20 protein-coding genes and 1 pseudogene are annotated in these 24,104 nt (G+C 72.1%); 10 read left to right on the top strand and 11 right to left on the bottom strand.

The features are described 5' to 3' along the window. Positions 1 to 77: 77 nt before the first annotated feature. Complete coding sequence (locus tag ACZ5ID_RS17750) at positions 78 to 4,304, bottom strand: S8 family serine peptidase (RefSeq protein WP_468898463.1); 4,227 nt, start codon at positions 4,302 to 4,304, stop codon at positions 78 to 80. A 91-nt stretch (positions 4,305 to 4,395) separates the two neighbouring features. On the opposite strand from ACZ5ID_RS17750, the gene ACZ5ID_RS17745 reads away from it, so the two are divergent. The 4 genes from ACZ5ID_RS17745 to ACZ5ID_RS17730 all read left to right on the top strand — a co-directional run bounded on the left by ACZ5ID_RS17745 (position 4,396) and on the right by ACZ5ID_RS17730 (position 9,277). Further along, positions 4,396 to 5,343, top strand: a complete 948-nt coding sequence (locus ACZ5ID_RS17745; RefSeq protein WP_468898460.1) for a helix-turn-helix transcriptional regulator — start codon at positions 4,396 to 4,398, stop codon at positions 5,341 to 5,343. Positions 5,344 to 5,535: 192 nt separating this feature from the next. Beyond that, on the top strand, positions 5,536 to 6,903 hold the full coding sequence (locus ACZ5ID_RS17740; protein WP_468898458.1) for an APC family permease: 1,368 nt from the start codon (positions 5,536 to 5,538) through the stop codon (positions 6,901 to 6,903). A 236-nt stretch (positions 6,904 to 7,139) separates the two neighbouring features. After that, the gene (locus ACZ5ID_RS17735; protein WP_468898456.1) at positions 7,140 to 8,870 is read left to right on the top strand and encodes an MFS transporter; all 1,731 of its coding nucleotides are present in this window, start codon (positions 7,140 to 7,142) and stop codon (positions 8,868 to 8,870) included. 179 nt (positions 8,871 to 9,049) lie between these two features. Continuing rightward, the gene (locus ACZ5ID_RS17730; RefSeq protein WP_406553172.1) at positions 9,050 to 9,277 is read left to right on the top strand and encodes a DUF5133 domain-containing protein; all 228 of its coding nucleotides are present in this window, start codon (positions 9,050 to 9,052) and stop codon (positions 9,275 to 9,277) included. 41 nt (positions 9,278 to 9,318) lie between these two features. Here the strand turns inward: ACZ5ID_RS17730 and ACZ5ID_RS17725 are convergent, their stop codons facing one another. From ACZ5ID_RS17725 to ACZ5ID_RS17710, 4 genes are all read right to left on the bottom strand, one after another. Continuing rightward, positions 9,319 to 9,909 carry a hypothetical protein gene (locus ACZ5ID_RS17725; protein ID WP_468898453.1) on the bottom strand — a complete coding sequence of 197 codons (591 nt, stop codon included), beginning with the start codon at positions 9,907 to 9,909 and terminating at the stop codon, positions 9,319 to 9,321. A 79-nt stretch (positions 9,910 to 9,988) separates the two neighbouring features. Next, positions 9,989 to 11,149, bottom strand: coding sequence for an oxygenase MpaB family protein (locus ACZ5ID_RS17720; RefSeq protein WP_468898450.1), 1,161 nt, complete (start codon positions 11,147 to 11,149; stop codon positions 9,989 to 9,991). A gap of 123 nt (positions 11,150 to 11,272) precedes the next feature. After that, a complete protein-coding gene (locus ACZ5ID_RS17715) occupies positions 11,273 to 12,358 on the bottom strand; it encodes a polyprenyl synthetase family protein (protein WP_468898448.1) in 1,086 nt (361 codons plus the stop codon). Continuing rightward, positions 12,348 to 12,626 (bottom strand): polyprenyl synthetase, encoded by a 279-nt coding sequence (locus ACZ5ID_RS17710; RefSeq protein WP_406553168.1) that lies wholly within the window; start codon positions 12,624 to 12,626, stop codon positions 12,348 to 12,350. Before ACZ5ID_RS17710 ends, ACZ5ID_RS17715 begins: the two co-directional genes overlap by 11 nt. A 351-nt stretch (positions 12,627 to 12,977) precedes the next feature. On the opposite strand from ACZ5ID_RS17710, the gene ACZ5ID_RS17705 reads away from it, so the two are divergent. The 3 genes and pseudogenes from ACZ5ID_RS17705 (at position 12,978) to ACZ5ID_RS17695 (ending at position 15,134) form a co-directional block, all read left to right on the top strand. After that, positions 12,978 to 13,598, top strand: a complete 621-nt coding sequence (locus tag ACZ5ID_RS17705) for a PadR family transcriptional regulator (RefSeq protein ID WP_468898444.1) — start codon at positions 12,978 to 12,980, stop codon at positions 13,596 to 13,598. Continuing rightward, a pseudogene (locus tag ACZ5ID_RS17700) lies at positions 13,591 to 14,573 on the top strand (FAD-dependent monooxygenase); the annotation flags it as partial. The gene ACZ5ID_RS17705 and the pseudogene ACZ5ID_RS17700, both read left to right, overlap by 8 nt. A 243-nt stretch (positions 14,574 to 14,816) precedes the next feature. Further along, a complete protein-coding gene (locus ACZ5ID_RS17695) occupies positions 14,817 to 15,134 on the top strand; it encodes an aromatic-ring hydroxylase C-terminal domain-containing protein (protein ID WP_468898717.1) in 318 nt (105 codons plus the stop codon). Between the two features lie 120 nt (positions 15,135 to 15,254). Here ACZ5ID_RS17695 and ACZ5ID_RS17690 read toward each other — a convergent pair whose 3' ends face one another. Together ACZ5ID_RS17690 and ACZ5ID_RS17685 are read right to left on the bottom strand one after the other, a co-directional pair. Next, positions 15,255 to 15,986, bottom strand: a complete 732-nt coding sequence (locus tag ACZ5ID_RS17690; RefSeq protein WP_468898441.1) for a maleylpyruvate isomerase family mycothiol-dependent enzyme — start codon at positions 15,984 to 15,986, stop codon at positions 15,255 to 15,257. Positions 15,987 to 16,153: 167 nt separating this feature from the next. Then, positions 16,154 to 17,104, bottom strand: coding sequence for an FG-GAP repeat domain-containing protein (locus ACZ5ID_RS17685; protein WP_468898438.1), 951 nt, complete (start codon positions 17,102 to 17,104; stop codon positions 16,154 to 16,156). A gap of 198 nt (positions 17,105 to 17,302) precedes the next feature. Between ACZ5ID_RS17685 and ACZ5ID_RS17680 the strand changes: the two genes are divergently transcribed. After that, complete coding sequence (locus ACZ5ID_RS17680) at positions 17,303 to 19,060, top strand: immunity 49 family protein (RefSeq protein WP_468898436.1); 1,758 nt, start codon at positions 17,303 to 17,305, stop codon at positions 19,058 to 19,060. A gap of 189 nt (positions 19,061 to 19,249) precedes the next feature. Here the strand turns inward: ACZ5ID_RS17680 and ACZ5ID_RS17675 are convergent, their stop codons facing one another. Both ACZ5ID_RS17675 and ACZ5ID_RS17670 read right to left on the bottom strand, forming a co-directional pair. Then, positions 19,250 to 19,849: an HAAS signaling domain-containing protein gene (locus ACZ5ID_RS17675; RefSeq protein WP_468898433.1), complete on the bottom strand. Its 600-nt coding sequence runs from the start codon at positions 19,847 to 19,849 to the stop codon at positions 19,250 to 19,252. Further along, positions 19,846 to 20,229, bottom strand: coding sequence for a PadR family transcriptional regulator (locus ACZ5ID_RS17670; RefSeq protein WP_468898430.1), 384 nt, complete (start codon positions 20,227 to 20,229; stop codon positions 19,846 to 19,848). The genes ACZ5ID_RS17675 and ACZ5ID_RS17670 overlap by 4 nt, the downstream gene beginning before the upstream one ends. Before the next feature lie 307 nt (positions 20,230 to 20,536). Between ACZ5ID_RS17670 and ACZ5ID_RS17665 the strand changes: the two genes are divergently transcribed. Together ACZ5ID_RS17665 and ACZ5ID_RS17660 are read left to right on the top strand one after the other, a co-directional pair. Beyond that, positions 20,537 to 21,724: a low temperature requirement protein A gene (locus ACZ5ID_RS17665; RefSeq protein WP_468898427.1), complete on the top strand. Its 1,188-nt coding sequence runs from the start codon at positions 20,537 to 20,539 to the stop codon at positions 21,722 to 21,724. 178 nt (positions 21,725 to 21,902) lie between these two features. After that, positions 21,903 to 22,211, top strand: coding sequence for a hypothetical protein (locus ACZ5ID_RS17660; protein WP_468898425.1), 309 nt, complete (start codon positions 21,903 to 21,905; stop codon positions 22,209 to 22,211). Positions 22,212 to 22,236: 25 nt separating this feature from the next. On the opposite strand, the gene ACZ5ID_RS17655 is transcribed toward ACZ5ID_RS17660, so the two are convergent. Both ACZ5ID_RS17655 and ACZ5ID_RS17650 read right to left on the bottom strand, forming a co-directional pair. Further along, on the bottom strand, positions 22,237 to 22,956 hold the full coding sequence (locus tag ACZ5ID_RS17655) for a helix-turn-helix transcriptional regulator (protein WP_468898422.1): 720 nt from the start codon (positions 22,954 to 22,956) through the stop codon (positions 22,237 to 22,239). A gap of 10 nt (positions 22,957 to 22,966) precedes the next feature. After that, entirely contained in the window at positions 22,967 to 23,905 is a 939-nt protein-coding gene (locus ACZ5ID_RS17650) for an alpha/beta hydrolase (RefSeq protein ID WP_468898420.1), read from the bottom strand. Positions 23,906 to 24,104 lie beyond the last annotated feature (199 nt).

Below are 24,104 nucleotides of genomic sequence, written 5' to 3'. Positions count from 1 at the left end.
TGGTCCGGGCGGCTGAGAGCGGACCGTGGTGGGCCGCCCGGCCCGGGCGGCCCACCACGTCCTGCACACCTGTCCGGTCAGAGCTTCAGGCGGTGCACCCCTCCCTGCACCGTGCCCACGTACAGCCACCCGCCGGAGGCCGCCAGGCTCGTGGCGTCGAGGTTCTGCAGACCGGTGGAGATGTTCTGCCAGCTGCGGCCACCGTCCCTGGAGCGCAGCACGCCTCGGCCACCCCGGGGCAGAGCGCTGTCCCAGGAGCTGGTGCCGGCCGCGTAGAGGGTGCCGCCCACCTCCAGGATGTCGCCGACCCGCAGCGGCAGCTTGCCGGTGTCGCCGGTACGGAAGGTCCTGCCCCCGTCCGTCGAGACCTTGATGGCGTCGCCGCCGGTCAGCATCTTCGAGCCGGTGAACTCGATGGTGTTCACCCGGCCGTCGGCGACCCTGGTGATGTCGTCGCCGCCGTTGTCGGAGCGGTAGAGGCCGTCGGGGGTGCCGAGCCACAGCCGGTCCGGGTTCGTCGGGTCGCCCGCCACGGCGGTGAAGTACGTTTCGTCATGGAGGAGGTTCTTCCAGTTGGCGCCGCCGTCCTCGGTGGAGAACAGGCCCTTGCCCAGGAGGTTCGCGTACGAGACGTACACGCGGTCGGGGTCGGCGGGGTGCACCGCCAGGGCGAACACCGTGCCGTTGCTCTCGCCCTTCTGCTGCCAGGTGGCACCCGCGTCGCCGCTGCGCTCCAGATGGAAGTCGCCCCAGGCGCCGGTGCGCACCCGCCATACGATCCGGGAGTCCTTGGCGGAGGCCTGCAACAGCCGGGTCGTGACGCCGAGCCTGCCCTCGCCGCCGGTGGTGCCCCACTCGGCACCGGAGACCGGAAGCCGTGAGCGGTGCGTGCCCTGCGGGCCGGCCGCGAGCAGATGGCCGCCGCTGAGGGCAAGGGCGTTGACGGTGCCGCCCTGGACGCCGATGCGCCGGTAGTCCTTGCCGTCCGCCGTGCCCCGGTAGACACCGGCCGCGTCCGCGGAGACGGTCAGTGAGCCGTCCGCCCAGCGGGTGAAGTCGGAGGTCGTGGAGGCGGGGTTGGCGGCCGGGATGGTGCTCCAACGGCGGCCGTGGTCGCGGCCGACGCGGATGTCCTTGCCGTAACCGGCGTACAGGTCGCCGCCGGTGAGGGTGAGGCCCGTACCGCCGATTCCGTGGTTGTCCAGCGTGGCCCAGGTCCGGCCGCCGTCGAAGGAGCCGACGATGCCGGACCCCACCTCGTACATGGCCACGACCCGGCTGTCCGCGACGACGTCGACGGAGACCCGGTTGCCGGTGGGCTCGTACACCTTGGTGGCCTTGCCGAGGGTGCCGGACGTCAGCCCGTCGCGCTTCCACAGCGACTTGCCCGCCGAGAAGTAGAGGCTGTCACCGCCGATCGCCACGTCGTAGACGTGGTCGACGGGGACGCCGAGGGGTTCGGTGGTCCAGGTGTCGCCGCCGTCCCGGCTGATCAGCAGATCGGTGGCGGTGACGGCCAGGAGCGTGCGGCCCGACTCGTCGGTGAGGAAGCCGATGACGCGCGCGTCGGGGGTGTCGAGTGTCCGCCAGGTGCGCCCGCCGTCCTCGGTGCGCAGGATCGAGCCCGTGCGGGGAATGCCGGACGCGCTGTTGGCCGCGTACCACCAGCGCTTGGGGTCGTGCGGGTCGATGACGGTGAAGGCCCGGCCCGCCGCGTCACCCAGCGGCAGCCTGGTGTGCTGCTTCCAGGTCGCGCCGTTGTCCTCGGTGGACCAGGGGCCGGCCTTGTTGTACTGGGTGAGGACGGCGGTGCCGGGGGCGCTCGGCGCGGTGGTGATGTCGCCGCTCTCGGAGTTGGGGCCGACGGGCTGCCAGCGTGAGGTGCGGCTGTCCCGGGGAGTGACGTCGAAGCCGTCGCGGTTGCTGGTGAGTGTCCTGCCGTCGGTGGTGCGGCCTTCGGCGGACACCAGATGGGCGCCCTCGCCGCGGCCGGTGATCTCCGCCTGGTAGACGTTCTCGCTGCGGAGCCTCGTGGTGACGGTGTAGGGCCTGCCGTGCGGCGGGGTGACGGTCACGACCGGCGGCTTCGCGAGGGGGGCGGGGGTGAGGACGACGGCAGTGGACGTGCCGTCGCTCGGGTCGGGCCCGGCCTGGAGGAACAGTTTCCGTACGACGAGGAGGTACGGGACGCGCAGGGCGGCGCCGTGCTCGGGGGTGACGGTGACCGTACCGGTGATCTCGGCTTCGCCGTCCGGGCGGTCGGCCCGCAGGGTCACTGTCGCCGTCGCGGAGGCGCCCGCCGGGATGCGCAGGGTCTCCGGGCTGATCCTCGCCCGGCCGCTCGCCCTCAGCCGGACCGTGCGGAGCTCGGTGCCGGAGTTGGTGACGGTGAGCTTCTCGCTGCCGCCCACCGTGGGCCGGGCGAGGTCGGCGAGGCCGAAGGAGAGGGTGGCCGGGGTGGTGGTGATGCCGGTGTCGGCCGTGGTGGCGGCAGCGGCGACGTCGAGCCGGCCGGAGCCGACGGTGGTCGTCCCGTAGTCCCCCAGCTGCTTGGCGGAGCCCACCAGTTCGGAGGTGATCCGCGCCGGGGTCTCGCCCGGGTGGAGCTGGCGCAGCAGGGCGGCGGCGCCCGCGACGTGCGGTGCCGCCATGGACGTACCGGACATGCGGTAGTAGCCGGGCGCGTACAGGGACGTGGGGATGGTGGAGCGGATGTCGTAGCCCGGTGCGACGAGGTCCGGCTTCAGGCCCCAACCCAGGTCGGGACCGCGCGAGGAGAACGAGGCGACCGTGTCGGTGGCGTCCGTGCCGCTGACCGTCACCTCGACCTTGCCCTTCGCCAGGCGGCGGCCGAGCTCGGCGTACTGGGTGGAGTCGATGCCGAGCATGACGATGGTGTCCATGCGCAGCGAGTCGCCGGAGTCCTTGAGGGAGGTCCGGGCGGCGAGCGGAATCGTTCCGTCGGGGGAGGGGACCTGGGGCCGGCCGGGCTGGTCCTGCGGCTGCGCGTCCTGGGCGGCGAACACCGGGCCGCCGCCCCCGGACGGTCCGCCGATGAGGGCGACCGCGCCGCGGCGCTCGGCCTCCCGGGCCATCTCGATCTCGGTCATGTACAGGTCCTGCGAGGACTGGGCCACCAGCATGTCGACACGGACGGCCTTGCCCTTGACGTCCCCGGCGCGCTCCCAGTCCTCCGCGCTGCCCCGCCCGACATCGACGAGGGCGGTGGTGACCGGCTTCACGGGCGGGTTGGCGGAGACCAGCCCGCGGTACGCCTGGATCTTCTCGCCGCCCCGGTAGGCGGCGCTCGGTATGCGCAGCCCGCTGACGGAGGCGCCGACCGCGATGACACCGTCGGCGGCGGCCGGGGTGCTCACCGTCCCCCTCCTCGGCCCCTCGTTGCCGGCCGACGCGACGACCACAACACCCGCCCGGGTGGCGGCCGTTGCCGCCGCTCCGAGGGGATCGGTGCCGTCCCCGTAACCGCCGAGGCTCATGTTGATGACATCGGCGCGGTGCGGGTTGGCCGGGTCGATCGCGGCCTCGATGCCGGCCACGATGTCGGAGGTGTAGCCCTCGCCCGCGTCGTCCATGACCTTGTACGCCAGGATGCTCGCGCCCGGCGCCACACCGGTCACGCCGCCCTTCTCGGCGGCCCGGCCCGCGATGATGCCGGCGACATGCGTGCCATGGCCGTTGTCGTCCATCGGATCGGTGTCGCCGTTGGCGAAGTCGTAGCCGCCGACGACCTTGTGGCCCTCGCCGAAACCGCCCCCGAGGTCGGGATGGCTGTAGTCGACCCCGCTGTCCAGGACGGCGACGGTCACACCCTTGCCGTCGGCGCTGTTGCCCGCCGGGTCCTTGCGGCGCCACACCTGCGGGGCGTTGATCAGCGGCACGCTCGCGTCGGTGAGCACGCGCATCTTGGTGTCGGGCACCACGGACACCACGCCCGGCAGCCGCTTCAGCGCGGTGACCTCGGAGGCCTTCACTGTCACGGCGACCGCGTTGAGCAGCAGACTGAGCGCCCGCGGCGAACCGGCGTGCACTCCGGCGCCCTTGGCCCGGTCGAGGAACGACTTCTGCCGGCCGGCGACGGCGGCCCGGTCCGTGCCGACCGCCCGGGCGTCGGCGGCGCGCAGAACGCCCTTCCCGGCCGCGGCGGCTGCTCCGGACAGCGTGACGATGACGCGCCGCTCCGGATCCTGGTGGGGGTCCGCCGTGGCGGACTGCGGTACCGCGGTCAGCAGTCCGCCGAGTACGGCGACCGCGAGTGCGGCGGTGAGAGATCTTCGAGGGGTCATGCCAGACCAAGTAATCGGAATCCTGTGGTCCAGACAACGATTTGGCCTGGCCCATTGCTGCCCCTGGCACATACGGGCCAGGATCCTGACCATGCCGCAGCTGACCGCGGCCGGGATCGACCCGTTCGACGAGAGCGTCTACCGGGCGATCCTGGTCCGCCACACCGCCGCTCCCGCCGAGCTGGCGGCCGACCTGTTCTGCTCCACCGAGCGGGTGGCCCGCGCCCTGGACCGGCTGCGCCAGAACGGCCTGGTGGGCCGGCTCGCCGGAACGCGCCGCCGCTACGCGGCCATTGAGCCCGGCGCGGCCCTGGAGTCCCTGGTCCGCTCCCGTACCGCCGACCTCGACGGCGTCCGTGCCGCCGCCGGCGAGCTGTCCCGTCTGTTCACCACCGCCCAGCAGGGCGGCTCCGAACAGGTGGAAGTCATCACCGGCGGTGAGGCGTTGGGCCGCTGGTTCGTACAACTGCAGCAGGAGGCGCGCGAGGAGGTCATCACGCTGGACCGGCCGCCGTACGCCCTCACCACCTCCAACCCCGTCGAGGCGACGGCCCTCACCCGCGGGGTCCGCTACCGCGCCGTGTACGCCCCGGAGGCGCTGGAGTGGCCCGGCGTGCTGGGTGACATCCGCGAGCTGGTGACCCATGGCGAGCAGGCCCGCGTCCTGCCCGGCCTGCGGATCAAACTGGCCATCGCGGACCGGCGCCTCGCCCTCATGCCGCTCTCCCTCGACTTCACGAGCGAGGTGCGCGCGGCCGTCATCCGCCCCTCCGCCCTACTGGACGGACTGATCGACTACTGGGAGCTGTGCTGGCGCACGGCCACCCCGCTGGACGCGCCCGCCGAGGACCCCCTCAGCGAGGAGGACCGCCAGATGCTCACCTTGCTGGTGGGCGGCCTCAAGGACGAGGCGATCGCCCGCCAGCTGGGCTGGTCGGTCCGGACGATGCGGCGCCGGATCAGCCGCCTCCACGAGGAGCTGGGCGCGGCCAACCGCTTCCAGGCGGGGGTGATCGCGGCGCGGCGGGGGTGGATATGAACCGGGCCGGACGGGTGACGCGCGTACACCCTCGGGGACCCGGCGGCCCGGGACCACTGCCCGGGTTTGGCCGCGGACCTTCGCGGTCATACGGCAAGGCAGCCCCGGCCCGCCGAGACCCGCGGTGCCGTCCAGGCTCGTGACCCGTCTCCCGGGTCCCTCCCGACGCCAGCAGAAAGCCCGAGCACAGACGTGACCACGCAGACAGAACAACCGTCGGCCGGTGCGTCCGAGGCCCCGTTCAAGCGGGTCCTCGGGACACGCCTGCTGTACTTCTTCATCCTGGGCGACGTCCTGGGAGCGGGTGTCTATGTGCTCATCGGGCAGGTGGCGGCGAAGGCCGGCGGCGCGGTGTGGGTCCCGCTGGCCGTGGCCCTCGCCCTCGCGCTGCTGACGGCGGCCTCGTACGCCGAGCTGGCCACGAGATACCCCCGGGCGGGTGGCGCCTCGTACTACGCGACGCTCGCCTACGGTCCGTTCACCGGCTTCTTCACCGGCTTCTGCATGCTGGCAGCCGGCATCGTCTCGGTCGCCGCGCTGGCGCGGGGCTTCGGCGGCACCTATCTCACCGCGTTCGTGCATCTGCCCGTGGCGCTGGTCGCCGTGCTCTTCCTGGCGGCCCTCGCCCTGCTCAACGCGCGGGGCATCAGCGAGTCCACCCGCGCCAACGTGGTCGCCACCCTCATCGAGACCAGCGGTCTGCTGCTCGTCATCGGGCTCGGCGTGTGGCTCGTCGTCGTCCGCGGCGAGGGGGACCCGGGACGGCTGGTGCAGCTCGGCACACCCGACAGCGGCCCGCTGTCCGCCGCGCTCAGCGGGGCCGTGCTCGCCTACTACTCCTTCGTGGGCTTCGAGACGTCCGTGAACGTCGCCGAGGAGACCCGCGATGCCCGCCGGGCCTATCCACGAGCGCTCTTCGGCGCCCTCGGCACGGCCGGGCTCGTCTACGCCGCCGTCGGCGCGGCGGCCTCCGCCGCCGTGCCCACCGGCGTACTGGCCCGCTCGGACGGCCCGCTCCTGGAAGTCGTCCGTGCGGCCGGCGCCGTGCCCGAGTGGCTCTTCTCGGCCATCGCCCTGGTCGCGGTCGCCAACGGAGCGCTGCTCACCGGCATCATGTGCTCCCGTCTGGCCTTCGGTATGGCGCGCGAAGGACTCCTGCCGGCGTTCCTCACCCGGGTACTGCCCCGGCGCCGCACCCCGTGGGCAGCCATCGCCACCACGACGGCGCTGTCCCTGCTGCTCGCCCTCACCGGCGACATCGAGGCGCTGGCCGCGACCCTGGTGCTCCTGCTGCTGGTGGTGTTCTTCACGGTCAACACCGCGGTCCTGGTCCTGCGCCGCCGCGAGGACTCGGGCAACCCGGACCACTTCCGCGCCCCGGCCGCGATCCCCGCCCTGGGAGCCCTCTCCTGCGTCCTGCTGGCCACCCGGATCGAGAGCGGGGTGTGGCTGCGCGGTCTGGTCCTGCTGGCGGCGGGCGCAGCCCTCGGCCTCGTCTCCACCGCTCTCTCGCGCCGCACGGCGACGGCGCCGCAGGACGCGGGGACCGGACGGGATTAGCGCGGCCGGGGAGAACGGCGGCGCGGTGACCGCGCCTCCGTTCCGCGCGGGGGGCGGCTCCCGTCCGCCGATCATGGCAATGAAAAGGTCAAGCGCTTCCCATCGAGGTCAAGATTCGGGACCGCGCGGAATTCGTCCGAGCGCAGCGGAATAGTCGCCTGGGGAAACGGGTTCGAGTCACACGTACGCAGCCCAGGCGCCGCCGCCGACCTCGTCCCGCCCCGGAGGCCTCCGCAATGTCCCAGCCGACGACCGACCAGCAGGCCGCGCAGCGCGGCATACGCGGTGTCGTCCCCGTACTCGCTTTCGCCGGTATCACCGTCGCGGTGATGCAGACGCTGCTCGTGCCCGTCATCAAGGACCTGCCGGAGCTGCTCAGCACCTCACCCTCCAACGCCACCTGGGTGATGACCTCGACGCTGCTCGCCGGCGCCGTGGCCACCCCGATCATGGGCCGGCTCGGCGACCTGTACGGCAAGCGCCGCATGCTCCTGACCAGCCTCGCCATCATGGTCTTCGGCTCGCTGATCGCCGGCTTCACCAGCGAACTCCTCGTGATGATCGTCGGCCGGGCCCTTCAGGGCTTCGCCATGGGAGCCATCCCGCTCGGCATAGGCCTGATGCGCGACGAGCTGCCCCGCGAGAAGCTCGGCTCGGCGATGGCCCTCATGAGCTCCTCCATCGGCGTCGGCGGCGGACTCGCGCTGCCGCTCGCGGCCCTGGTGGCCCAGCACACGGACTGGCACAGCCTGTTCTTCGGCTCCGCCGGCCTCGGCGTGGTCGCCATCGTGCTCACCCTCCTCGTCGTCCCGGAGAGCAAGGTCAAGGCGGAGGGCACCTTCGACGTCCTCGGCGCGCTCGGCCTGTCCGCCGGGCTGATCCTGCTGCTCCTCCCGATCACCAAGGGCAGCGACTGGGGATGGGGCTCGCCCACCACCCTCGGCCTGCTCGGCTCGGCGGTCCTGGTCCTCGTCCTGTGGGGCGTGATGGAACTGCGCGTCAAGGCGCCGCTGGTGAACCTGCGCACCACCGCCCGGCGCGAGGTGCTGCTCACCAACCTCGCCTCCATGATGGTCGGCGTCGCCTTCTACGCCATCTCGCTGGTCCTGCCGCAACTGCTCCAGCTGCCGTCGGCCACCGGCTACGGCCTCGGCCAGTCGATGGTCGTCGCCGGTCTGTGCGTCGCCCCGCTCGGCCTGACGATGATGCTGACCGCTCCGGTCTACGCCCGGCTCTCGGCCAAGTACGGCCCCAAGACCACCCTCATCCTCGGCATGCTGATTATCGCGGTCGGGTACGGGGCCGGGCTCGGCCTGATGGACGCGGCCTGGCAGACCATCATCATCGCGGTCGTCGTCGGCGCGGGCATCGGCCTCGCCTACTCCTCGCTCCCCGCGCTCATCGTCGGCGCGGTAGACCCGTCCGAGACGGGCGCGGCCAACGGTCTCAACACCCTGATGCGCTCGATCGGTACGTCAGTGTCGAGCGCCGTCATCGGCATGGTGCTCGCCAACACCTCGAAGGACTTCGGGCCGGTCGCGCTCCCGACCATGCACGGCTTCCGCGTCTCCTTCCTCATCGCGACGGCCGCGGTCCTCGGCGGCCTGGTGTTCGCCGCCTTCCTGCCCAAGGGCCGTCCCGCCGCCAAGCCGCAGCTGCGGGCGAGCAGCGAGGAGGACGCGGCACTGGAGCGGGCCACCGAAGCGCCGGCCGCCTTCCACGGCCGCGTCGTCGGCGCGACCGGGGCACCCGTCGCCCACGCCCGGGTCACGCTGATAGACCGCCACGGCCGCCAGGCGGGCTCCGCCCGCACCGACGAGAGCGGCCGGTACGCGGTGGCGGTGCCCCAGGGCGGCCCCTACGTCCTGGCCGCGACGGCCGCGGGCCACGCACCCCTGACCTCGTCGGCCACCCACCACGATGGCGAAGGCCCGGTCACGGTGGCCCTGGCCACGCCCGTCGCGTAACGCGAAGGGCCTTCCGCGCACTGGCGGACGTGGTGCGCGCACTACGGAGCGGATCGTGCCATGGAGCCGTTGGGGAAGTGAAACGCGATCTCTTCGGTACGGAAGGGGAATGACGGGCGGGACCGCGGGCACAAGGCTGTTGCCTGTACACCCCATACCGCGACGAGGAGGCATCTCTCATGCTCATGGCGCACCCGGCCGTCCTGAACAACCTGGTCGAGCAGTACCTGACGCTGCGCGCCCTGCACGCCGACAACGGTACGGAGGCCGCGCGTCAGCGCATGAACGACGTCGCCTACACCCTGTGCATCGCGACCGGCACCCGCGACATCGACGCCGCCCTCATCGCCGCCCGCCACCAGCTCCCCGGCGCCCGCCCGACAGACGACTCCCTTCTCGCCGCCTGACCTGGCCCGGGCACCCCCGAACACAGCCGGGGGACCGGCGCTCAGTGGCCGCCGCGCGGTTCGAAGCAGCCGGTCTCCAGGTACAGACCGTTCACGGAGACCTGGTAGTCGGCCGGCTGCGTGAACGCGGTGACGCAGGCGTCCTCGCGGATCCGCAGGGCGATCTGGGCGCCCGCGGGCGTGACGTAGTGGTCGGTCTCGAAGCGCGGGTCCATCCGCCGCACGGTGAGCTTCCCGAGCTTCTGCTCTCCGTTGGGCCCCGCGCTTCGGTAGCCCAGTTCGAGCAGCGCCGCGCGCACCCGCTCGGGATCCCACACCTTGGCCGTCCAGAGTCGTTTCAGGACGGGCTCGATACGGGCGGCCTCCGCGCGGGCGGCCTTCTCACCGGCCGCTGACATCTCCTTGGAGAACTTGAAGCCGTTGTTCTCGCGGTAGTGCGGGGCGCCGCCGTGGGAGTCGGGCTCCACGTTTCCGGGCGCGGGGCCGACCGGGGAACGCGAGGGGGAAGCCGCGCGGGTGGCGGCGGACCCCGTCGCTCCGGCGTGCTCCGCACCGCAGCCGGTCAGGGTCAGAGTCAGTGACGTGCTCAGCAAGAGGGCCGTGACCATGAACCTGGATCTCGATATCCGCATGAGGAAAACTCTGCCACGGGCACACGGGCACCCAGCCCCTCGGGCACCCGGCGACTCGCCCGCCCCGGGCTTCCGCCCCTCAGGAGACCGTCGCGGGCGGTGGTGTCCAACGGTGACGGCGGGGTGCCTCGTTGGAGACGTCGAACTCCTTCTTCAACGTGTCGGGGATGGCGTAGTGCATGACGCGTCCCCGGGTGAGGGAGGACAGCTCCAGAATGGACGTGAGGTGGCCGAGGCGGTCCAGGCCCCAGGCGCCGAGCGGGGAGCGGTCCTCGATGGTCTCCAGGACGCCGAGGAGATGCGGAACGGCCTTCACGACGGTGTCCCATCGAGTGCGGGGCACCTCCAGCCAGTCCGCGCAGGTGTCGCCGATGAGGTGGCGGATGAGGGCGGAGACGATCGGGTCGAAGAACGTGCCGGGCACGACCTCTTCGTAGAGGTCGATGAGCTGGCGGGTCAGGAGGGTGCCCTCCGGTGAGGGTCCCATGTGCCGGAGCATGTACAGGTCGAGGAACTGGCGGGCCTCTTCGAGGGTCTTGGGGACGGCGTCCTGGTCGACGCCGAGCATGGCGCCGACGACGCGCCAGGCGTAGTAGTACGCGTCCGCGCCCTGCGTCGACATGTGGATGCCGAGGCGGTGCAGGCTGTCCAGTACCAGCAGGGAGAAGAACAACTGCCCGCCGATCATGTCCTCCTGGCAGATCGGCGTCCCATGGGTCTCGGTCTCCCAGAGGTTCTCGCGTGCCAGGTGGTGGCGGATGGAGGCGTGCAGCAGACGGACCTTCTGGGCGGCCGGGATGAAGCGGCTGCCTGCCTCGAAGGCGTCGGGCTGCATCAGATAGACGGTGAACTGCCCTGTCTCCGCCATCCGCTTGGACGGGTACTTCAGCCCGTGCGTGGTCGCCAGCAGCTTCGCCACGCGCGGGACGAGGTAGCAGGCGGGCATGGCGGCGAAGGACAGCGCGGTGGAGATGTGCACGTTGTTGTCGATGAAGAAGAGCCGCGCCTGCTCCATCTCCCCCCAGTCGACCCACGTGGGCGCCGCTCGGGTGGCCTCCAGGTACTCGCGCGCGACGTCGGGCAGGCCCTCGGGGAGGGGAGCGCCGACGGTGGAGACGTAGCGCATCAGGGTGTTGTACTTGCCCACCTCTCCGCGCTCGAAGAGCGTCGCGACGGTGGCGTCGGCGAGCTCGTCACCCGCCTGCCGGAGGGCGGACATGGATGCCTCGGTATAGATCATGGCGGGGTTCCTTCTTCCACAGGGGGCATCGACGACGGAGAGGGGGGGAGGGGGCGGGCCCCGGCGAGTGCGCTGAGAGGAACAGGTGTCGGTTGCTGCGCCTCGGCGGCCGGGCCGAGTCGGTCAGGACAGCCGGACCGCCGCCGAATGCGCCAGCGCGGTCAGGGCGTTGACCGCGTGGGCCGGTACGTCCAGCTCGTGCAGTGCGTCGAGCGCCTCCTCCACGCGGGCGCCGATCATGTTCTCGATCTGCTCCGGTGCTCCCAGCCGGTGCATGACCTCACGGACCGCGTCCAGGTCCTGTCCGTCCAGGTCGTCCCGGCCCAACAGGGCCCGCAGCACTTCCCGTTCGGTGTCGTCGGCGAGGCGCCAGGTCTCGGCCAGAAGAGCCGTGGGCCGTTGGCCGCGCACGTCGTCGGCGTTGGCCTTGCCGGTCCTTTCCGGGTCACCGAACAGGCCGAGCAGGTCGTCCCGCAGCTGGAAGGCCTCGCCCAGGGGCAGCCCGTACGTGGAGTAGCCCTCGCGCAGCCTGGTGCCCGCCCCGGCGAGGGCGCCGCCGATCAACAGGGGCTGCTCGACGGTGTACTTGGCGGTCTTGTAGCGGATCACCTTCAGGGACACCGTGGTGTCGGGCCGGTCTCCGGTACGCAGCAGCTCCAGGCATTCGCCCGCGATCAGTTCCCGGGCCATCACCGACCACAGCGGGCGGGCCCGGGCGAGATACGCGCCCGGCAGGCCGCAGGTGGCGAACAGCTGGCCGGCCAGGGACATCAGCAGGTCTCCGACCAGCATGGCCAGCGACCGCGCGGTGGCATCCACGTCCGCATCCACGTCCATGTCGGTGTCCGTGCCCGGGCGCAGCGTCACGGCACCGCGCAGAGCCGTGTGCACCGTGGGGCGCCCGTGCCGCAGCGGGCTGTCGTCGATGAGGTCGTCGTGCACGACCGCGGCGGCGTGCACCAGCTCCATGGAGGCCGCCGCCCGTACCAGCGCGTCGCTGTCCGGCTGCCCCACCGCGCGCCACCCCCAGTAGCAGAATGCCGCCCGCAGCCGTTTGCCCTCCGCGACCGCGGCCTCCAACTGCCGGGCGACCGGCGCGAGAGTGGGATCGATGGCGGTGAACTCATCGGCCTCCCGCGCGACGAACTCATGCAGTACGTCGTCGACGCGGGCCTTGAACGTCGCCGGACCCCACTGGTCAGAGGCCATCGACGCTCTTCCGGGCCAGGACGTGGCGGGCGAGGACCTCAAGGTAGGCGGGCGGCACGGACGCGTAGCGGTCCAGGACCAGACGTCCACGTGCGACGAGGTCGTGCTCGGCCTCGGCCGCCACCTCCGCGGCGTCCGAGCGGCGCAGCAGCCCCCGGACCGTCCCCAGGGCGGTACCGAGGGTGCTCACCGCCAGATCCGCCAGCCCGGCCGCCAGCAGCACCGCCCGCCCGTCCAGGCCTTCGCGTCGTTCCGCTCCATGCGTCATTCCGTGTCTCCAGCCAGTCCGCGGCATATTCGGACGGCATGGGTCATGTGCCGTCCTCCCGAGCATCGCGGTGCCCGGGGCGGGAGAGCGGCGGAATTCACGATCGAGTGAGCGCATCGCTCGGCCGTACGGGTCGTTCCGAGTCCCGTCGACCGCCCTCGGGCCCCTGGCGCGACACGGCAGCGGCCGGTGGTTCGCCTGCGGCTGGAAGAGACTACGGCGAACACCGTCCCCGTATCGGCTCCAATCAGCCCCACCGTTGAGCCCGGCATGCTCACGCCCATATACTCGGATCCGAGTAATCGCCTCGTCGCCACCTCATAGCTCACGACATCGACGTACTGGAGCTCCATGAGCACCCGTCACCACCCCGGCCCCGGACAGAAGCCACCGAAGCGCCCCGCGAACACGCTCGCCCTCGCGGTACTCGGGCTGCTGCTGGAGCGGCCGATGCATCCCCACGCGATGGCCCGCGCGCTCCGCGAGCGCGGCATGGAGCGCGCGTTCAAGCTGACGACCGGATCGCTGTACGACACCGTCCGCGCGCTCACACGGGACAGGTGGATCGAGGCGGAGGGCACCGAGCAGGTCGGCAACCGCCCGGCCCGCACGGTCTACCGCCACACCCCCGCCGGGCGGGACGGCTTCACCGACTGGCTGGACGAGCTGATCCGGGAGCCCTCGCCCGAGTACCCGCGGTTCCTGTCCGCCGTCGGGTACCTCGGCGCGCTGGGCCGCGTCCGCGCCGCCGCGGCGCTACGCGCGCGGGCCGCCGCGCTGCGGGAGCGGATCGCGCAGGGCGCCGAGGCCTACCGCGTGGCCCGCGAGGAGCACCACGCGCCCCGCCTGTTCGTCATCGAGGCCGAGTACGCCGCCGCCCTGGCACACGCCGAGCTGGCCTGGGTCGAGCACACCGCCGACGAGATCGAGCGCGGGACGCTGACATGGCCGGAGGGGCACGACAATGAATGACACCGTATCGAGGGACGGGATCGAGGCCCGGGGGGAGGCCGTCGACGTCCTGATAGCCGGCGCGGGGCCCGCAGGACTGACGCTCGGCGCGGAGCTGGGACGCGCCGGTGTCCGGGCCCTGGTCCTGGAACGGGAGCCCGAACCGCCGGGGTTCTGCCGGGGGTTCAACCTCAACGCCCGGAGCCTGGAACTGCTCGACCGCCGGGGCCTCGCCGCCCGCTTCCTCGCCGAGGGACCGACCGTGTCCACGACCACGTTCGTCGGTGCTACCCGCCTCGACCTCACCGCCATGCGCACGAAACACCCTACGTGCTCGGCATCCCCCAGACACGTGTGGAGGAACTGCTCGCCGAGTGGGCCGTGGAATCAGGAACGCGCATCGCGCGCGGGCGGAGCCTCACCGCGCTGCGGCAGGACCGAGACGGCGTGACGGCCGAAGTGGACGGTGTGGACGGCCCGTCCACCGTGCGCTGCCGCTGGCTGGTCGGCTGTGACGGGGGCCGCAGCACGGTACGGAAGGCGGCCGGGATCGCTTTCCCCGGAACGCCCGCACGCAAGTTCACCCTGCTCGGTGACGTGGTGCTCGCCGACCCGTCGGCCGTCTCGTTCGGCCCCAACACCGGGCCCGACGGCCGCTCGGTGTTCGCGATCCCGCGCCCCGGTTACGTACGTCTGGTCACCGCCGACCCGGCACCGCCCGGGGACCCGCACGAGGCGGTACGGCTCGAAACCTTCCAGCGCGCGATCGACGCCGCGTTGGGCTGCCGCGCCGAGATCGCCGAGGCGCTGTGGCTGACCCGCTTCGGTGACGGGGCACGGCTCGCCGAACGCCTCCGAGCGGGCCGGGTACTCCTCGCCGGGGACGCCGCGCACATCCACCCCCCGGCCGGCGCCATCGGCGTCAACGCGGCGATCGACGACGCCGTCAACCTGGGCTGGAAGCTCGCCCTGGTAGCGCGTGGACAGGCGCCGGACACCCTGCTCGACACCTACCACGACGAGCGCCACGCGGCCGGTGAGCGGCTGCTCCGCACCACCCGCGCGCAGACGGTGCTCTCGGGGACGGACGGGGGCGCCGACACTCTGGCGCCCGTCCGGGATCTGCTCTGCGAGCTGGCCGAGTCCCAGGACACGGCCGGGCCGTTGGCCGAAACGATCACCGGCGTCGGCACCCGTTACGCCACCTCCACCGACCCCGGCCACCCCTGGGCGGGACGGATGGTGCCGGATATCGCGCTGGGCCGGCACGGCGAGGACACCCTCACGGCGCTGCTGGCCCGCACAACCGGGGGCGCCCTGCTGCTCACCGGCGCGGCAGGCAGGCACGCCCTCTCCACCGCCGCCCGTCCGTGGGCGGACCGGGTCACCCCCGCCCGTACCCACTCCCGGGACATGGAGCGGGCCCCCGCGGTCCTCGTCCGTCCGGACGGGCACGCGGCGTGGATCGCCGCGCCGTCGACGCCGGTAGCGGAGGCCGCGCAGGAGTTGCGCCGGTCCCTCACGCGCTGGTTCGGGCGTCCGACGGCAACCGTGTGACGTCGCTGGGTGCTGGAGGGGCGGGCGACGTGGCGGTGAACCGACCCGGAGCACCGTCCGTCATCGCCGCAGCCAACTTCGCGCAACCCGTATCCCGGTCCTGACCGACGTACGCACCGGTCAGCTTCGCCAGGCGGGGAGTTCCGGCAGCGCACCGGCCGGATCGACCGAAAGTCCGTGCCCTTCCGTGCGGCCCGTGAGCCAGGCCAGGAGCTCCGCCGCCGGCCCGGACACCCGTGGACCCTCCCCGGCACCGACCGGACGCACCACCCGGTCCTCGTCGGCGCTCACGACCATGCCGGGAAAATCGTCACGCTTCCGCAGTCCGGCCGCTGTCGTCGCCAGTTCCCGGGCGACGAAGAACGGGGGCCAGTCCGCGGGCCTGTATCCATGCGCCAGGTCGACGTGGTGCACCTCCACCTCACGCAGCATGCTCCCGACCGCACCGCGCACCGGGCGCCTTCCCCCGCCCAGCCAACGCACCGGCACGTCCCAAGCGTCGGCCGGGTGTTCACCGGCGGCCGTCAGGAATCCACCGAGCGCACCGCGCAAGTCCTCGGCCAGTACAGCGGCGGGTCGTTCGGAGCCCTCCTGGATCTCCCGCTCCCGCTGCGCCTCGTCGCGGTACTGGGGCAGGTCCTCGCCCGTGCGAGCGGCGGTCAGCAGACGGGTGCGTGAGTCCGCGCTGCGGGCGATGTGGGTGAGCACGTGCGCGCGGGTCCATCCGGGCAGCAGCGAGGGAGCCCGTACGTCACCGTCCGTCAGGGTCGCCACCGAGGCGTGCAACCGCTCTACGGATGTACGCAGCAGGGGCAGCAGAGCGGCGGGTGCTTCACTTCCGTCGTACGTCATGGGGCGGTGTCTCCGTTCGATGTCCGTATGTCATCTCAACGGTTCCCGCAAATACGGCGCGCACCCGCGACCGGCTGTCCGGACCGGTCCGAGGACCGGGCGGGCACAGAGCAGCGGTGCCGCCGGGGGACTGCCACCCGGCGGCACCGCGTCACAGGGAGATCGGTTCAGAGGAGGTCGTAGATACCGAAACCCCAGCCGATCTTGACACGGTCGTTGAAGGGGTCGCCGCTGCCGCCGTTGCCGGAGTAGCGGTAGAGGTCGCCGTTGCCGGCGCGGGCGACCAGGTCCGTACGGCCGTCGTGGTCGAGGTCGCCGATGGAGAGGATGCGGTCGTAGGCGTTCCAGCCTCCGCCGATCTTCGTGCGCTGGCCGAACGGGTCGGTACGGTCACCGTTCCCCTTGTACAGCCAGAGCACCCCGTCCTTGTCGCGGGCGACGATGTCGGTGATGCCGTCGCCGTTCAGGTCGCCCTGGCCGGCGATCTCGGTGTACTGGCCCCAGCCGCCGCCGATCCTCGTGCGCGCGGTGACCCGGCCGTCGGGGTAGCCGAGGTAGAGCCAGAGCACCCCGTCCTTGTCGCGGGCGATGATGTCGGCCTCACCGGCGCCGGCGAGGTTGCCGGGCGAGAGGACCTTGTCGTAGATCTGCCAGCCGTCACCAATGGTCTTGGTTTCCACGTCCCATTCCGAGGCGTGGTACGTGTACGTCAGCCGGCCGGACTTCTCGACGTGCCAGGTGCTTTCGCCGTTACCGTCCTTGTCGTTGTCGACCTGGGCCTCGAACGCGGCGAAGCCGAAGTCGACACCGACGTCGTAGCGGGCCTTGAAGCCGCCCTCGCCGTCCGCGAAGTACAGGTAGAGGTTGCCGGTCTTCTTGTCGACGGCCGTCATGGAGAAGGTGGGTGTTTCCACCCTCGCCCGCGCGGCGCCGCGCGGCGCCGAAAGCCTCGAAGGGCTCTGGGCACGGTGCTGGGCTTCGGCCCTGGCCTGCTGTCGCGCAGCGCCGTCGGACGGGTTTCCGGCCGCGACGGCGGTACCCGCGGTGGTGGTCATCGCCGCCGCGATGGCAGTGGCGGCGAGGGCGCGCCGGAACGCGCGCCGCTGGACGAACTTCATGAACTGGCCCCCCAGTTGGCTGCGAGACGGCGCGATTGGTCTGCACCGCGCCGTCGATACCCGCACCCTACACAGGCGCACCGGGAACGAACGGGCCGGGCATACATCCCACCGCGCGCCCCGCGCCGGTCGCCCACGGCCGACTTGTCAGTCCCCGCGCCTAAGCTGTCCGCAGGGATTCGATCAGGGAGCAGGGCAGTGCGAATAGAGCGTCACCAGGTCGGCGCGTCCGCCGTGTCGGCAGCGCGCGAGGACTTCACCAACCGCATCGGGGGCCTGGTGCGGTCCATGTCGCGGGCCGGCCGGATGAGCACCTACGAGTGGCAGTCGATCGCCGAGGAGTTCCTCGACTACCTGGGCGCCCTCTCCGTCGAGACACCCGGTCTCGACAGCGCGGAGGCCAAGGCCGCCCTCAAGGACGCCGCCGAGGCCGCGGTCGGCGCCGTCGCCTACGCGGCGTACCACCCGCACTGCAGCTTCCAGGTCTTCCTGGAGTACGTGAACTTCGGCGTGGGCTACGACGCGGATGAGGACGGCCCCGCGGAGAGCGTCACACCCGGGGAGTGGATCGACGCGCTCTGTCTCTCTGTGCTGAGGGACAAGGCCAAGTGGCACGGCGAGGCCTTCCACTTCGCGCGGGAGAAGTTCGCCACGCGGGCCCAGGGAACACCCACCGGCGAGCTCGCCACGGGGCTGACGGCCGTGGTTCTGGACGACACCGGCGACGACGACGAGTATCCGCCGAGCGCGCAGGCCAAGCTCGCCGCCGTCGACGCGGCCCTGGACCGCGTCCGTACCCGCGCCGAGGAACTGGGCGAGCCCCTCCTCGACCGGCCGGACGGCCTGGCGCTGCGCGCGTTGCGCGCCCTGGCCGCCGCGGACCGGGAGGCCTTCGATGCCGCGCTGGCAGACCTCCTGGCCAGGCACGCCACCCCGCACGGCCCCAAGACCTCCCCGCGCACCCTTCTCCCGCTCGTCCCCCTGGCGCTCGCCGCGCTCGCGTACCGGACCCTGGGCTGGTCGCCCGCGGTCCGTACCGACTACCTGCCGCACGCGCTGGTCACGGGCTTCGAGAGTCGCGGCCCCAGGGTGGCGGGGTTCGGCCGGGACCGGCGGCCGGACGCGGTGGCCGCGCTCGCCGCGGGCCCGCTGGTGGTCGAACGACCGGCCTTTGACCGGACGGTGGACCCGCAGATCGAGGCCATGTACGAGGAGCACGTGCGGGAGGCGCTCACCCCCGTCGATGGGAAACCCCTCTCCGTCTGGCGGCTCAGCAGCGTCATGGGTGACCAGCAGCGCCTTTTCAAGTGGCGCGCGGGGGACCCCGGCGGTGTGACGGACGCCCAGCTCGCGAACCTTCGGCTGGCCTCCCAGATGGGTGCGGCCCTGTTCCGCATCGCCCTGGCGGAGCCGGGCACCGAGGTCGAGGTGACCATCGACGGCCGCACACTGCGCTACCCGGCCCAGCGGGGTGAGGAAGCCGGAGCCGGCAACTGGGGGACGGCCACTGCCTTGGCCCTCATCACCGGGGTACGCGAGGACCTGGCTCCGCTGGTTCTCACCGGCCCCGCATTCGCCCGCGCGGACCGCTCGGCCTTCGCCGCGTACCACGAAGCCCTCCACGCCTACCTGAAGGGCACCGATCCCGAACCGGCGGCGGAGCGGGCCCTGCGGCAGGAGGAGAAGGCCGTGGACTGGGGCTTCGCCATGCCGCCCGCCGTACTGCTGTCGCAGCTGGTGGAGGGGGACGAGGAGAGCTTCAACCTGGCCCTGGCCGACGCGCTCGAAGCCCACCGCGACTACTACCAGGTCGCCGACCGCGCGGACGATCCGAATGCCGCGGTCAACCTCGACATCCTCGCCCTGGCCTGCCACGCCCGCCGTCGCGGCTGGAACATCCGCGTCGAATCGCCCTACCTCCCGCAGGATCTCCTACGGGCGGCTCAGCCGATCTAGCCGGGCGGGACGGCGACCGGCTCCGCGGGTTGCCGCCCGGGCGGGGCCGGATGCGGCCCCGTCACCGCGCGAGTGAGCGCAACCGAGTGGTGAACTGACCAGCCACTGAACGGTTCTCGTGTACCGCGTACCGCGTGCCGCGAGGAGCCCCCGGCGCCCGTCACGGACCCGCCGACCGGCAGCGGCCTCTCAGGCGCGCCGGACTCGCCAGAGCCACACGGCCGTGCCCGCGAGCACGATCAGCATGGCCAGGTTGGCGAGCAGGGCCGGGGTGCCGTCCGAGGTGGTGAAGTCGGCGGAAGCCCAGATGGTGATGGCGGCGGTCGGCAGGACGGCGGTGAGCAGGACGCCGGTGGTCTTCTGGACAGAGGTCCAGTGGACCGAGGTGCAGAGCAGCACCGCGCCGACGACGCGGAACAGGGTGCTGCAGACCTGTGCTGCGGGGACATCGGGGAGGGCCGCGGCGACCAGGAAGGGGAGGGTGAGCATCAGGAGGGGGACCAGGGGGTGCACCTTGCCGCGCCGGGCGGATGCGACGGCGCCGCTGCCGGCCGGGGCGCCGGTGGCACCGTTCCCCGCCTCGGCCAACGCCGTCGCCGCGATGGTGCGGGGGTCTCCCAGCTCGCCGAGGATCTGCCCGATCGGGGTGTCGGGGCGTTCGGCGCGCGTCACCTCGATGTGTTCGGCGAGGTCGGCGAGGAGTTCCTGGCGGCGGTCGGCGGGGAGCGCGGAGGCCTCGCGCTCGACGGCGGCGAGGTAGTGGCGTATGGGGTCGGCCGAGGTCTTCATACGGGGTCTCCGGGGGAGGCGTGGGGGGTGTGGGGAGTGGTCAGGAAGGCGTCGACGGCGTTGCGGAAGCCGGGCCAGATGCGGGTGAACTCATCGAGTGCGGCCCGCCCGCTGTCGGTGAGCGCGTAGTAGCGGCGGGGTGGGCCGGAGGCGGATTCCTGCCAGGTCGTGGTGACCAGGTCGTCGCGGCGGAGCCGGGAGAGCAGCGGGTAGACGGTGCCCTGGCTGGTGGCCAGGGCACCGGAGTCCTCCAGGGCGTGGAGGAGTTCCACGCCGTAGCGCGGGCGGTCGCGCATCAGCGCGAGTACGCAGTACTCCAGGACGCCTTTGCGCAGCTGGGCGGCTGCCCGGGCCTGCTTGGTCGAATCACCTGGTTCCATGCGATGCAAGATACCTGGTGGAGCAAGCGGATGGGGGAGGGGGGCGGACTTTTCTCGACGTTCAGTCTGGCGGCGCTGGTGCCGGGGCTGCCGGCTGCGACGGTTCGGGTCGTACCGGACCGTGTCGCGGCGGCCCGAGCGAGGCGGGCCCGTGCGGGGATCGTCGGCCAAGGACCCTCATCCTCAGACGAGAAGTGCCTCTGGCGGCCCACCGCGGCTATGGAGTTGAGACGGGCCGGGGTCGCCTTGATCCGCTCGGCTAGTGTGTCGCCGCACATGGGAACGACATGCCTGTTGGGGGAAACGTATGTCTGCCGTCGTCGGCCCGGCCGGGGCGACCGAGAGCGCCGCGGGGCGCCGGGTCTCCACCCTGGAGCTCTTCTTCGACCTCGTCTTCGTCTTCACGATCACACAGCTGACCGTGCTGCTCACCCATGACCTGACCTTCGCCCAGGCCGGCCGGGTCCTGTTGATCTTCGCCGTCCTGTTCTGGATGTACGGCGCCTACGCCTACCTCACCAACCAGGTGCCGCCCGAGACCAACGCCCGCCGCATCCCGCTGATCCTCGGTATGTGCGGCTTCCTCACCTGCGCCCTGGCCATCCCCCGGGTGTTCACCACGGACGGGGTCGCCTTCGGCCTCGGCTATCTCCTGGTCACCGTGGTCCACGGCGCCCTGTACGCCCTGCTGCACGGGCGGCAGGTCCTCAGTTTCGCTCTCACCAACGTCCTCGCCGCGCTGTGCGTCACGGCGGCGGGCACCGTGAGCGGCCGGGCCGCCGAGGCCCTCTGGGTGGCCGCGCTGGTTCTGCAGGCCATCACCCCCGTCCTCTCCAGCCGCGTCACCACCGATGTCGACGGCGAGCGCGTCCCGGTGACGGGCCGCGTCGGCGCACTCGACCCGGCGCACTTCGTGGAGCGTCACGGGCTGCTCCTCATCGTCGCGTTCGGCGAGTCCGTGATCGCCATCGGTGTCGGCTCCGGCGACGTCCCGCTGGACTGGGGCCTGTTCGGCGGCGCGGCCCTCGCCCTCGCCCTGGCCACCGCGCTGTGGTGGACCTACTTCATCCGCGACGAGGAGGCCGCCGAGGAGGCGCTGCGGGCGGTGTCCGGGCCGGCCAGGTTCCGGGTGACGATGCTCGCGTACTACTACTGCTTCGTACCGATGCTGCTCGGCGTCGCGGTGCTCGCGGCCGGGGTGAAGAAGTCCATCGGGCACCTCCCGGACCATCTGCCGACCGCCCCGGCCACCGCGTTGGCGGGCGGTGTGGCGCTCTTCCTCGCGGGAAACGTCGCCTTCCGCGCGGTGCTGCACATCCCGCCCCTGCGTTTCCGGGCGGCCGGAGCCACGATCGCCCTCGCGACGATCCCGCTGGGGACCCAACTCTCCGCGCTGGCCGAGCTGTTCGCCCTGGTTCTGGTGCTGGTCGCGATGCTGCTCGCTGAAGCACACTGGGCGCCTTGCGCGCACGGCGACAGAGCGCACACCGGCTGATCGTGGTGTTGCACAGCGTCAGTGTGTGCTCGCCGTGGCAGGCTATTTTGCGCCATGAGGGCGCCATCTCGCCTCATCCGGCCGCTCTCTTCTCATACGCAGCGGTATCCCTCACGCTGAGGAGAACCATTCTGAGGAGAACCGTCGAAGGGGGACCGTCATGCGTCGCCGCGGGAAAATGACCTCGCTCCTCACCGCGCCGCTGCTACTGGCCAGTGCGGCTGTCGCGGTGCCCGTCGCGCTGGCCACTCCGGCGAGCGCCGCTCCGCACGGTTGCCAGTTCACCAAGTTGGACCATGCCACCGCCAGTTCCACCTGCCACTACGGGCCTGGTCAGCAGCGGGTGGTGATCACGTGCCTGGATGGTGTCAACGGCGACAGGTACACGTTCTACGGCGCGTGGGTGCAGTGGTACCAGAACTCGAAGGCCTCGTGCGCGGCGCCGTACCGGCAGAACATCTCGTACGTCACCATCGAGGTCCGCTGACCCCTCCGGGTCCCCGCATCGGGGCTCACAGCGGGAGCGTCAATGCTGCCAGTGGGGCGGGTCGCACCGCGTCGGCGGCGGCCGAGCCGCGCAGGAGCTCGGTCAGGTCGTGGATCCCCGCCCGTTCCGCGGTGGGAGTCGCCGCTGTGATGCGGTCGAGACGGAAGCCCCGGCCGGCCTGTCGGCTGCGGCACCAGGCGATGAGGTACCACCAACCGCTGGCGGTGAGCAGCCCGGCCGGCTCCACCGCGCGTTCGCTCTCGCGCCCCGCCGCGTCGATGTAGGTCAGCCGCAGCACGGTATGGGTGGTGAGGGCCTGCTCCACCGCGGTACGGACCGTGGAGTCGGCCCGCGCGGGCAGCGCGACGATCCGCGCCGCGAGATGGTGGGCTGCCGCAGTGGCGGGGCCGGTCATCGAGGCCGCGATCTTCTGCGCCGCTGTGCGGGCCGCGTCGGCGTACGGCGCGTGGGCGCCGGCCGTGGCGAGCGCGGTGGTCAGGGCCGAGGCCTCGTCGGCGGTGAAGTGGATCGGGGGCAGGGTCAGGTGCGGGTCGATCGACCAGCCACCGCCGCGCCCGGGGGTGGTGCGTACCGGGACGCCGGTCTCCATCAGGGCCTGCAGGTCGCGCTGGACCGTGCGGGCGCTCACCTCGAACCGCGCGGCGAGCGCCGCGACCGTCCGTGGTCGCGGCGCCGCCGCGCGCAACTCCTCCACCAGTGCGTAGAGCCGAGTAGTGCGGTTCATCCGGGTGACGCTACCTGCCCGTGGTGGCCAGGAAGTCCCGTTGGCGCCGTAGTTCGCGCTCGGTGATGGTCAGGGGGAAGAGGGTGAAGCCGTGCATGGCTCCGGCGACGACACCGAGCCGCACGGGCGCGCCTGCCGCCTGCCACCGCTGGGCCAGGAACAGCGAGTCGTCCCGCAGCGGGTCCTCGGTGCCCACCACCATCCGGGCGGGCGGCAGGCCCGACAGGTCGGCGAACAGCGGTGAGACCTCCGGGTCGCGGCGCTGCTCCGGCCCCATGGCGGGTGTGAACAACTCGTAGGTCCGCCGTATCGAGTCGGTGTTGCTCAGCAGTCGACGGGAGCCGAAGGACCGCTGACTGGGCGTCATCGACAAGTCGTAGGGACCGAACAGCAGATGGGCCGCTCGGAACGCGCCGGTGATGCCGTGCCGGTCGCGAAGACGCAGCAGGGTCACGACGCTCAGGTGGGCACCGGCCGATTCGCCCCCGATCAGCAGCCGCCCGGTGCCGAACTCGGCCATGGCGTTCCGCACCAGCCACCGGGCGGCCGATTCACAGTCGTCGGGCCCGGCGGGAAAGGGGTGTTCCGGTGCGAGGCGGTAGTCCACGCTGACCACGGCCAGCCGCGCCTGCTCGGCGAGCTGCCACAGTCTCTCGTCCTGTCCGTCCGCGGAGCCGAACGCCCAGCCGCCGCCGTGGATGTGCAGGTAGACGCCGTCAACGTGGTCGGGCACCAAGACCCGTACCCCGACTCCGCTCTCGGTGACGCGGTCGTGGGCCTGTGGCAGTCGTACCGGCGGTGTGTCCCCGCCGAGCCGGTTGCGCCGGAGGGCGGCCAGCAGGGTCGCGTCCGGCGCCTCTTCGCGCGCGGGGCGGTTCGCGGCAGCGGCCTCGAACTGGTCGTTGAACGCCAGGGTCTCGGCGAGGCAGTCCTCATCGGTGATCATCATGGTGCCGACGGTCGCAGCCGTCCGCGACAACGTCCTGTCACCCTTTCCCGGTGAGCTGTGTCACAGACCAGTTCCGGCCGGACGGCGCTCAGCGGCGTCGACCGCACGCGCCCTCGTGATGGCCACGGGCGGCCATGGGGGAGACGGTCATCGGCTACATCCGGGCGCGACGCATGGAACGGGTGCGGTGGTGCGGGGA

It is taken from the genome of Streptomyces sp. NPDC031670 (assembly GCF_055580545.1).
This window is presented reverse-complemented; position numbering and strand designations above follow the sequence as displayed.

Excerpts from the sequence above, each read along its gene's own strand:
- ACZ5ID_RS17750 (WP_468898463.1), bottom strand. The coding sequence starts at position 4,304 with ATGACCCCTCGAAGATCTCTCACCGCCGCACTCGCGGTCGCCGTACTC.
- ACZ5ID_RS17745 (WP_468898460.1), top strand. The coding sequence starts at position 4,396 with ATGCCGCAGCTGACCGCGGCCGGGATCGACCCGTTCGACGAGAGCGTC.
- ACZ5ID_RS17735 (WP_468898456.1), top strand. The coding sequence starts at position 7,140 with ATGTCCCAGCCGACGACCGACCAGCAGGCCGCGCAGCGCGGCATACGC.
- ACZ5ID_RS17730 (WP_406553172.1), top strand. The coding sequence starts at position 9,050 with ATGCTCATGGCGCACCCGGCCGTCCTGAACAACCTGGTCGAGCAGTAC.
- ACZ5ID_RS17725 (WP_468898453.1), bottom strand. The coding sequence starts at position 9,909 with ATGCGGATATCGAGATCCAGGTTCATGGTCACGGCCCTCTTGCTGAGC.
- ACZ5ID_RS17720 (WP_468898450.1), bottom strand. The coding sequence starts at position 11,149 with ATGATCTATACCGAGGCATCCATGTCCGCCCTCCGGCAGGCGGGTGAC.
- ACZ5ID_RS17715 (WP_468898448.1), bottom strand. The coding sequence starts at position 12,358 with ATGGCCTCTGACCAGTGGGGTCCGGCGACGTTCAAGGCCCGCGTCGAC.
- ACZ5ID_RS17710 (WP_406553168.1), bottom strand. The coding sequence starts at position 12,626 with ATGACGCATGGAGCGGAACGACGCGAAGGCCTGGACGGGCGGGCGGTG.
- ACZ5ID_RS17705 (WP_468898444.1), top strand. The coding sequence starts at position 12,978 with ATGAGCACCCGTCACCACCCCGGCCCCGGACAGAAGCCACCGAAGCGC.
- ACZ5ID_RS17695 (WP_468898717.1), top strand. The coding sequence starts at position 14,817 with ATGGTGCCGGATATCGCGCTGGGCCGGCACGGCGAGGACACCCTCACG.
- ACZ5ID_RS17690 (WP_468898441.1), bottom strand. The coding sequence starts at position 15,986 with ATGACGTACGACGGAAGTGAAGCACCCGCCGCTCTGCTGCCCCTGCTG.
- ACZ5ID_RS17685 (WP_468898438.1), bottom strand. The coding sequence starts at position 17,104 with ATGAAGTTCGTCCAGCGGCGCGCGTTCCGGCGCGCCCTCGCCGCCACT.
- ACZ5ID_RS17675 (WP_468898433.1), bottom strand. The coding sequence starts at position 19,849 with ATGAAGACCTCGGCCGACCCCATACGCCACTACCTCGCCGCCGTCGAG.
- ACZ5ID_RS17670 (WP_468898430.1), bottom strand. The coding sequence starts at position 20,229 with ATGGAACCAGGTGATTCGACCAAGCAGGCCCGGGCAGCCGCCCAGCTG.
- ACZ5ID_RS17665 (WP_468898427.1), top strand. The coding sequence starts at position 20,537 with ATGTCTGCCGTCGTCGGCCCGGCCGGGGCGACCGAGAGCGCCGCGGGG.
- ACZ5ID_RS17660 (WP_468898425.1), top strand. The coding sequence starts at position 21,903 with ATGACCTCGCTCCTCACCGCGCCGCTGCTACTGGCCAGTGCGGCTGTC.
- ACZ5ID_RS17655 (WP_468898422.1), bottom strand. The coding sequence starts at position 22,956 with ATGAACCGCACTACTCGGCTCTACGCACTGGTGGAGGAGTTGCGCGCG.
- ACZ5ID_RS17650 (WP_468898420.1), bottom strand. The coding sequence starts at position 23,905 with ATGATGATCACCGATGAGGACTGCCTCGCCGAGACCCTGGCGTTCAAC.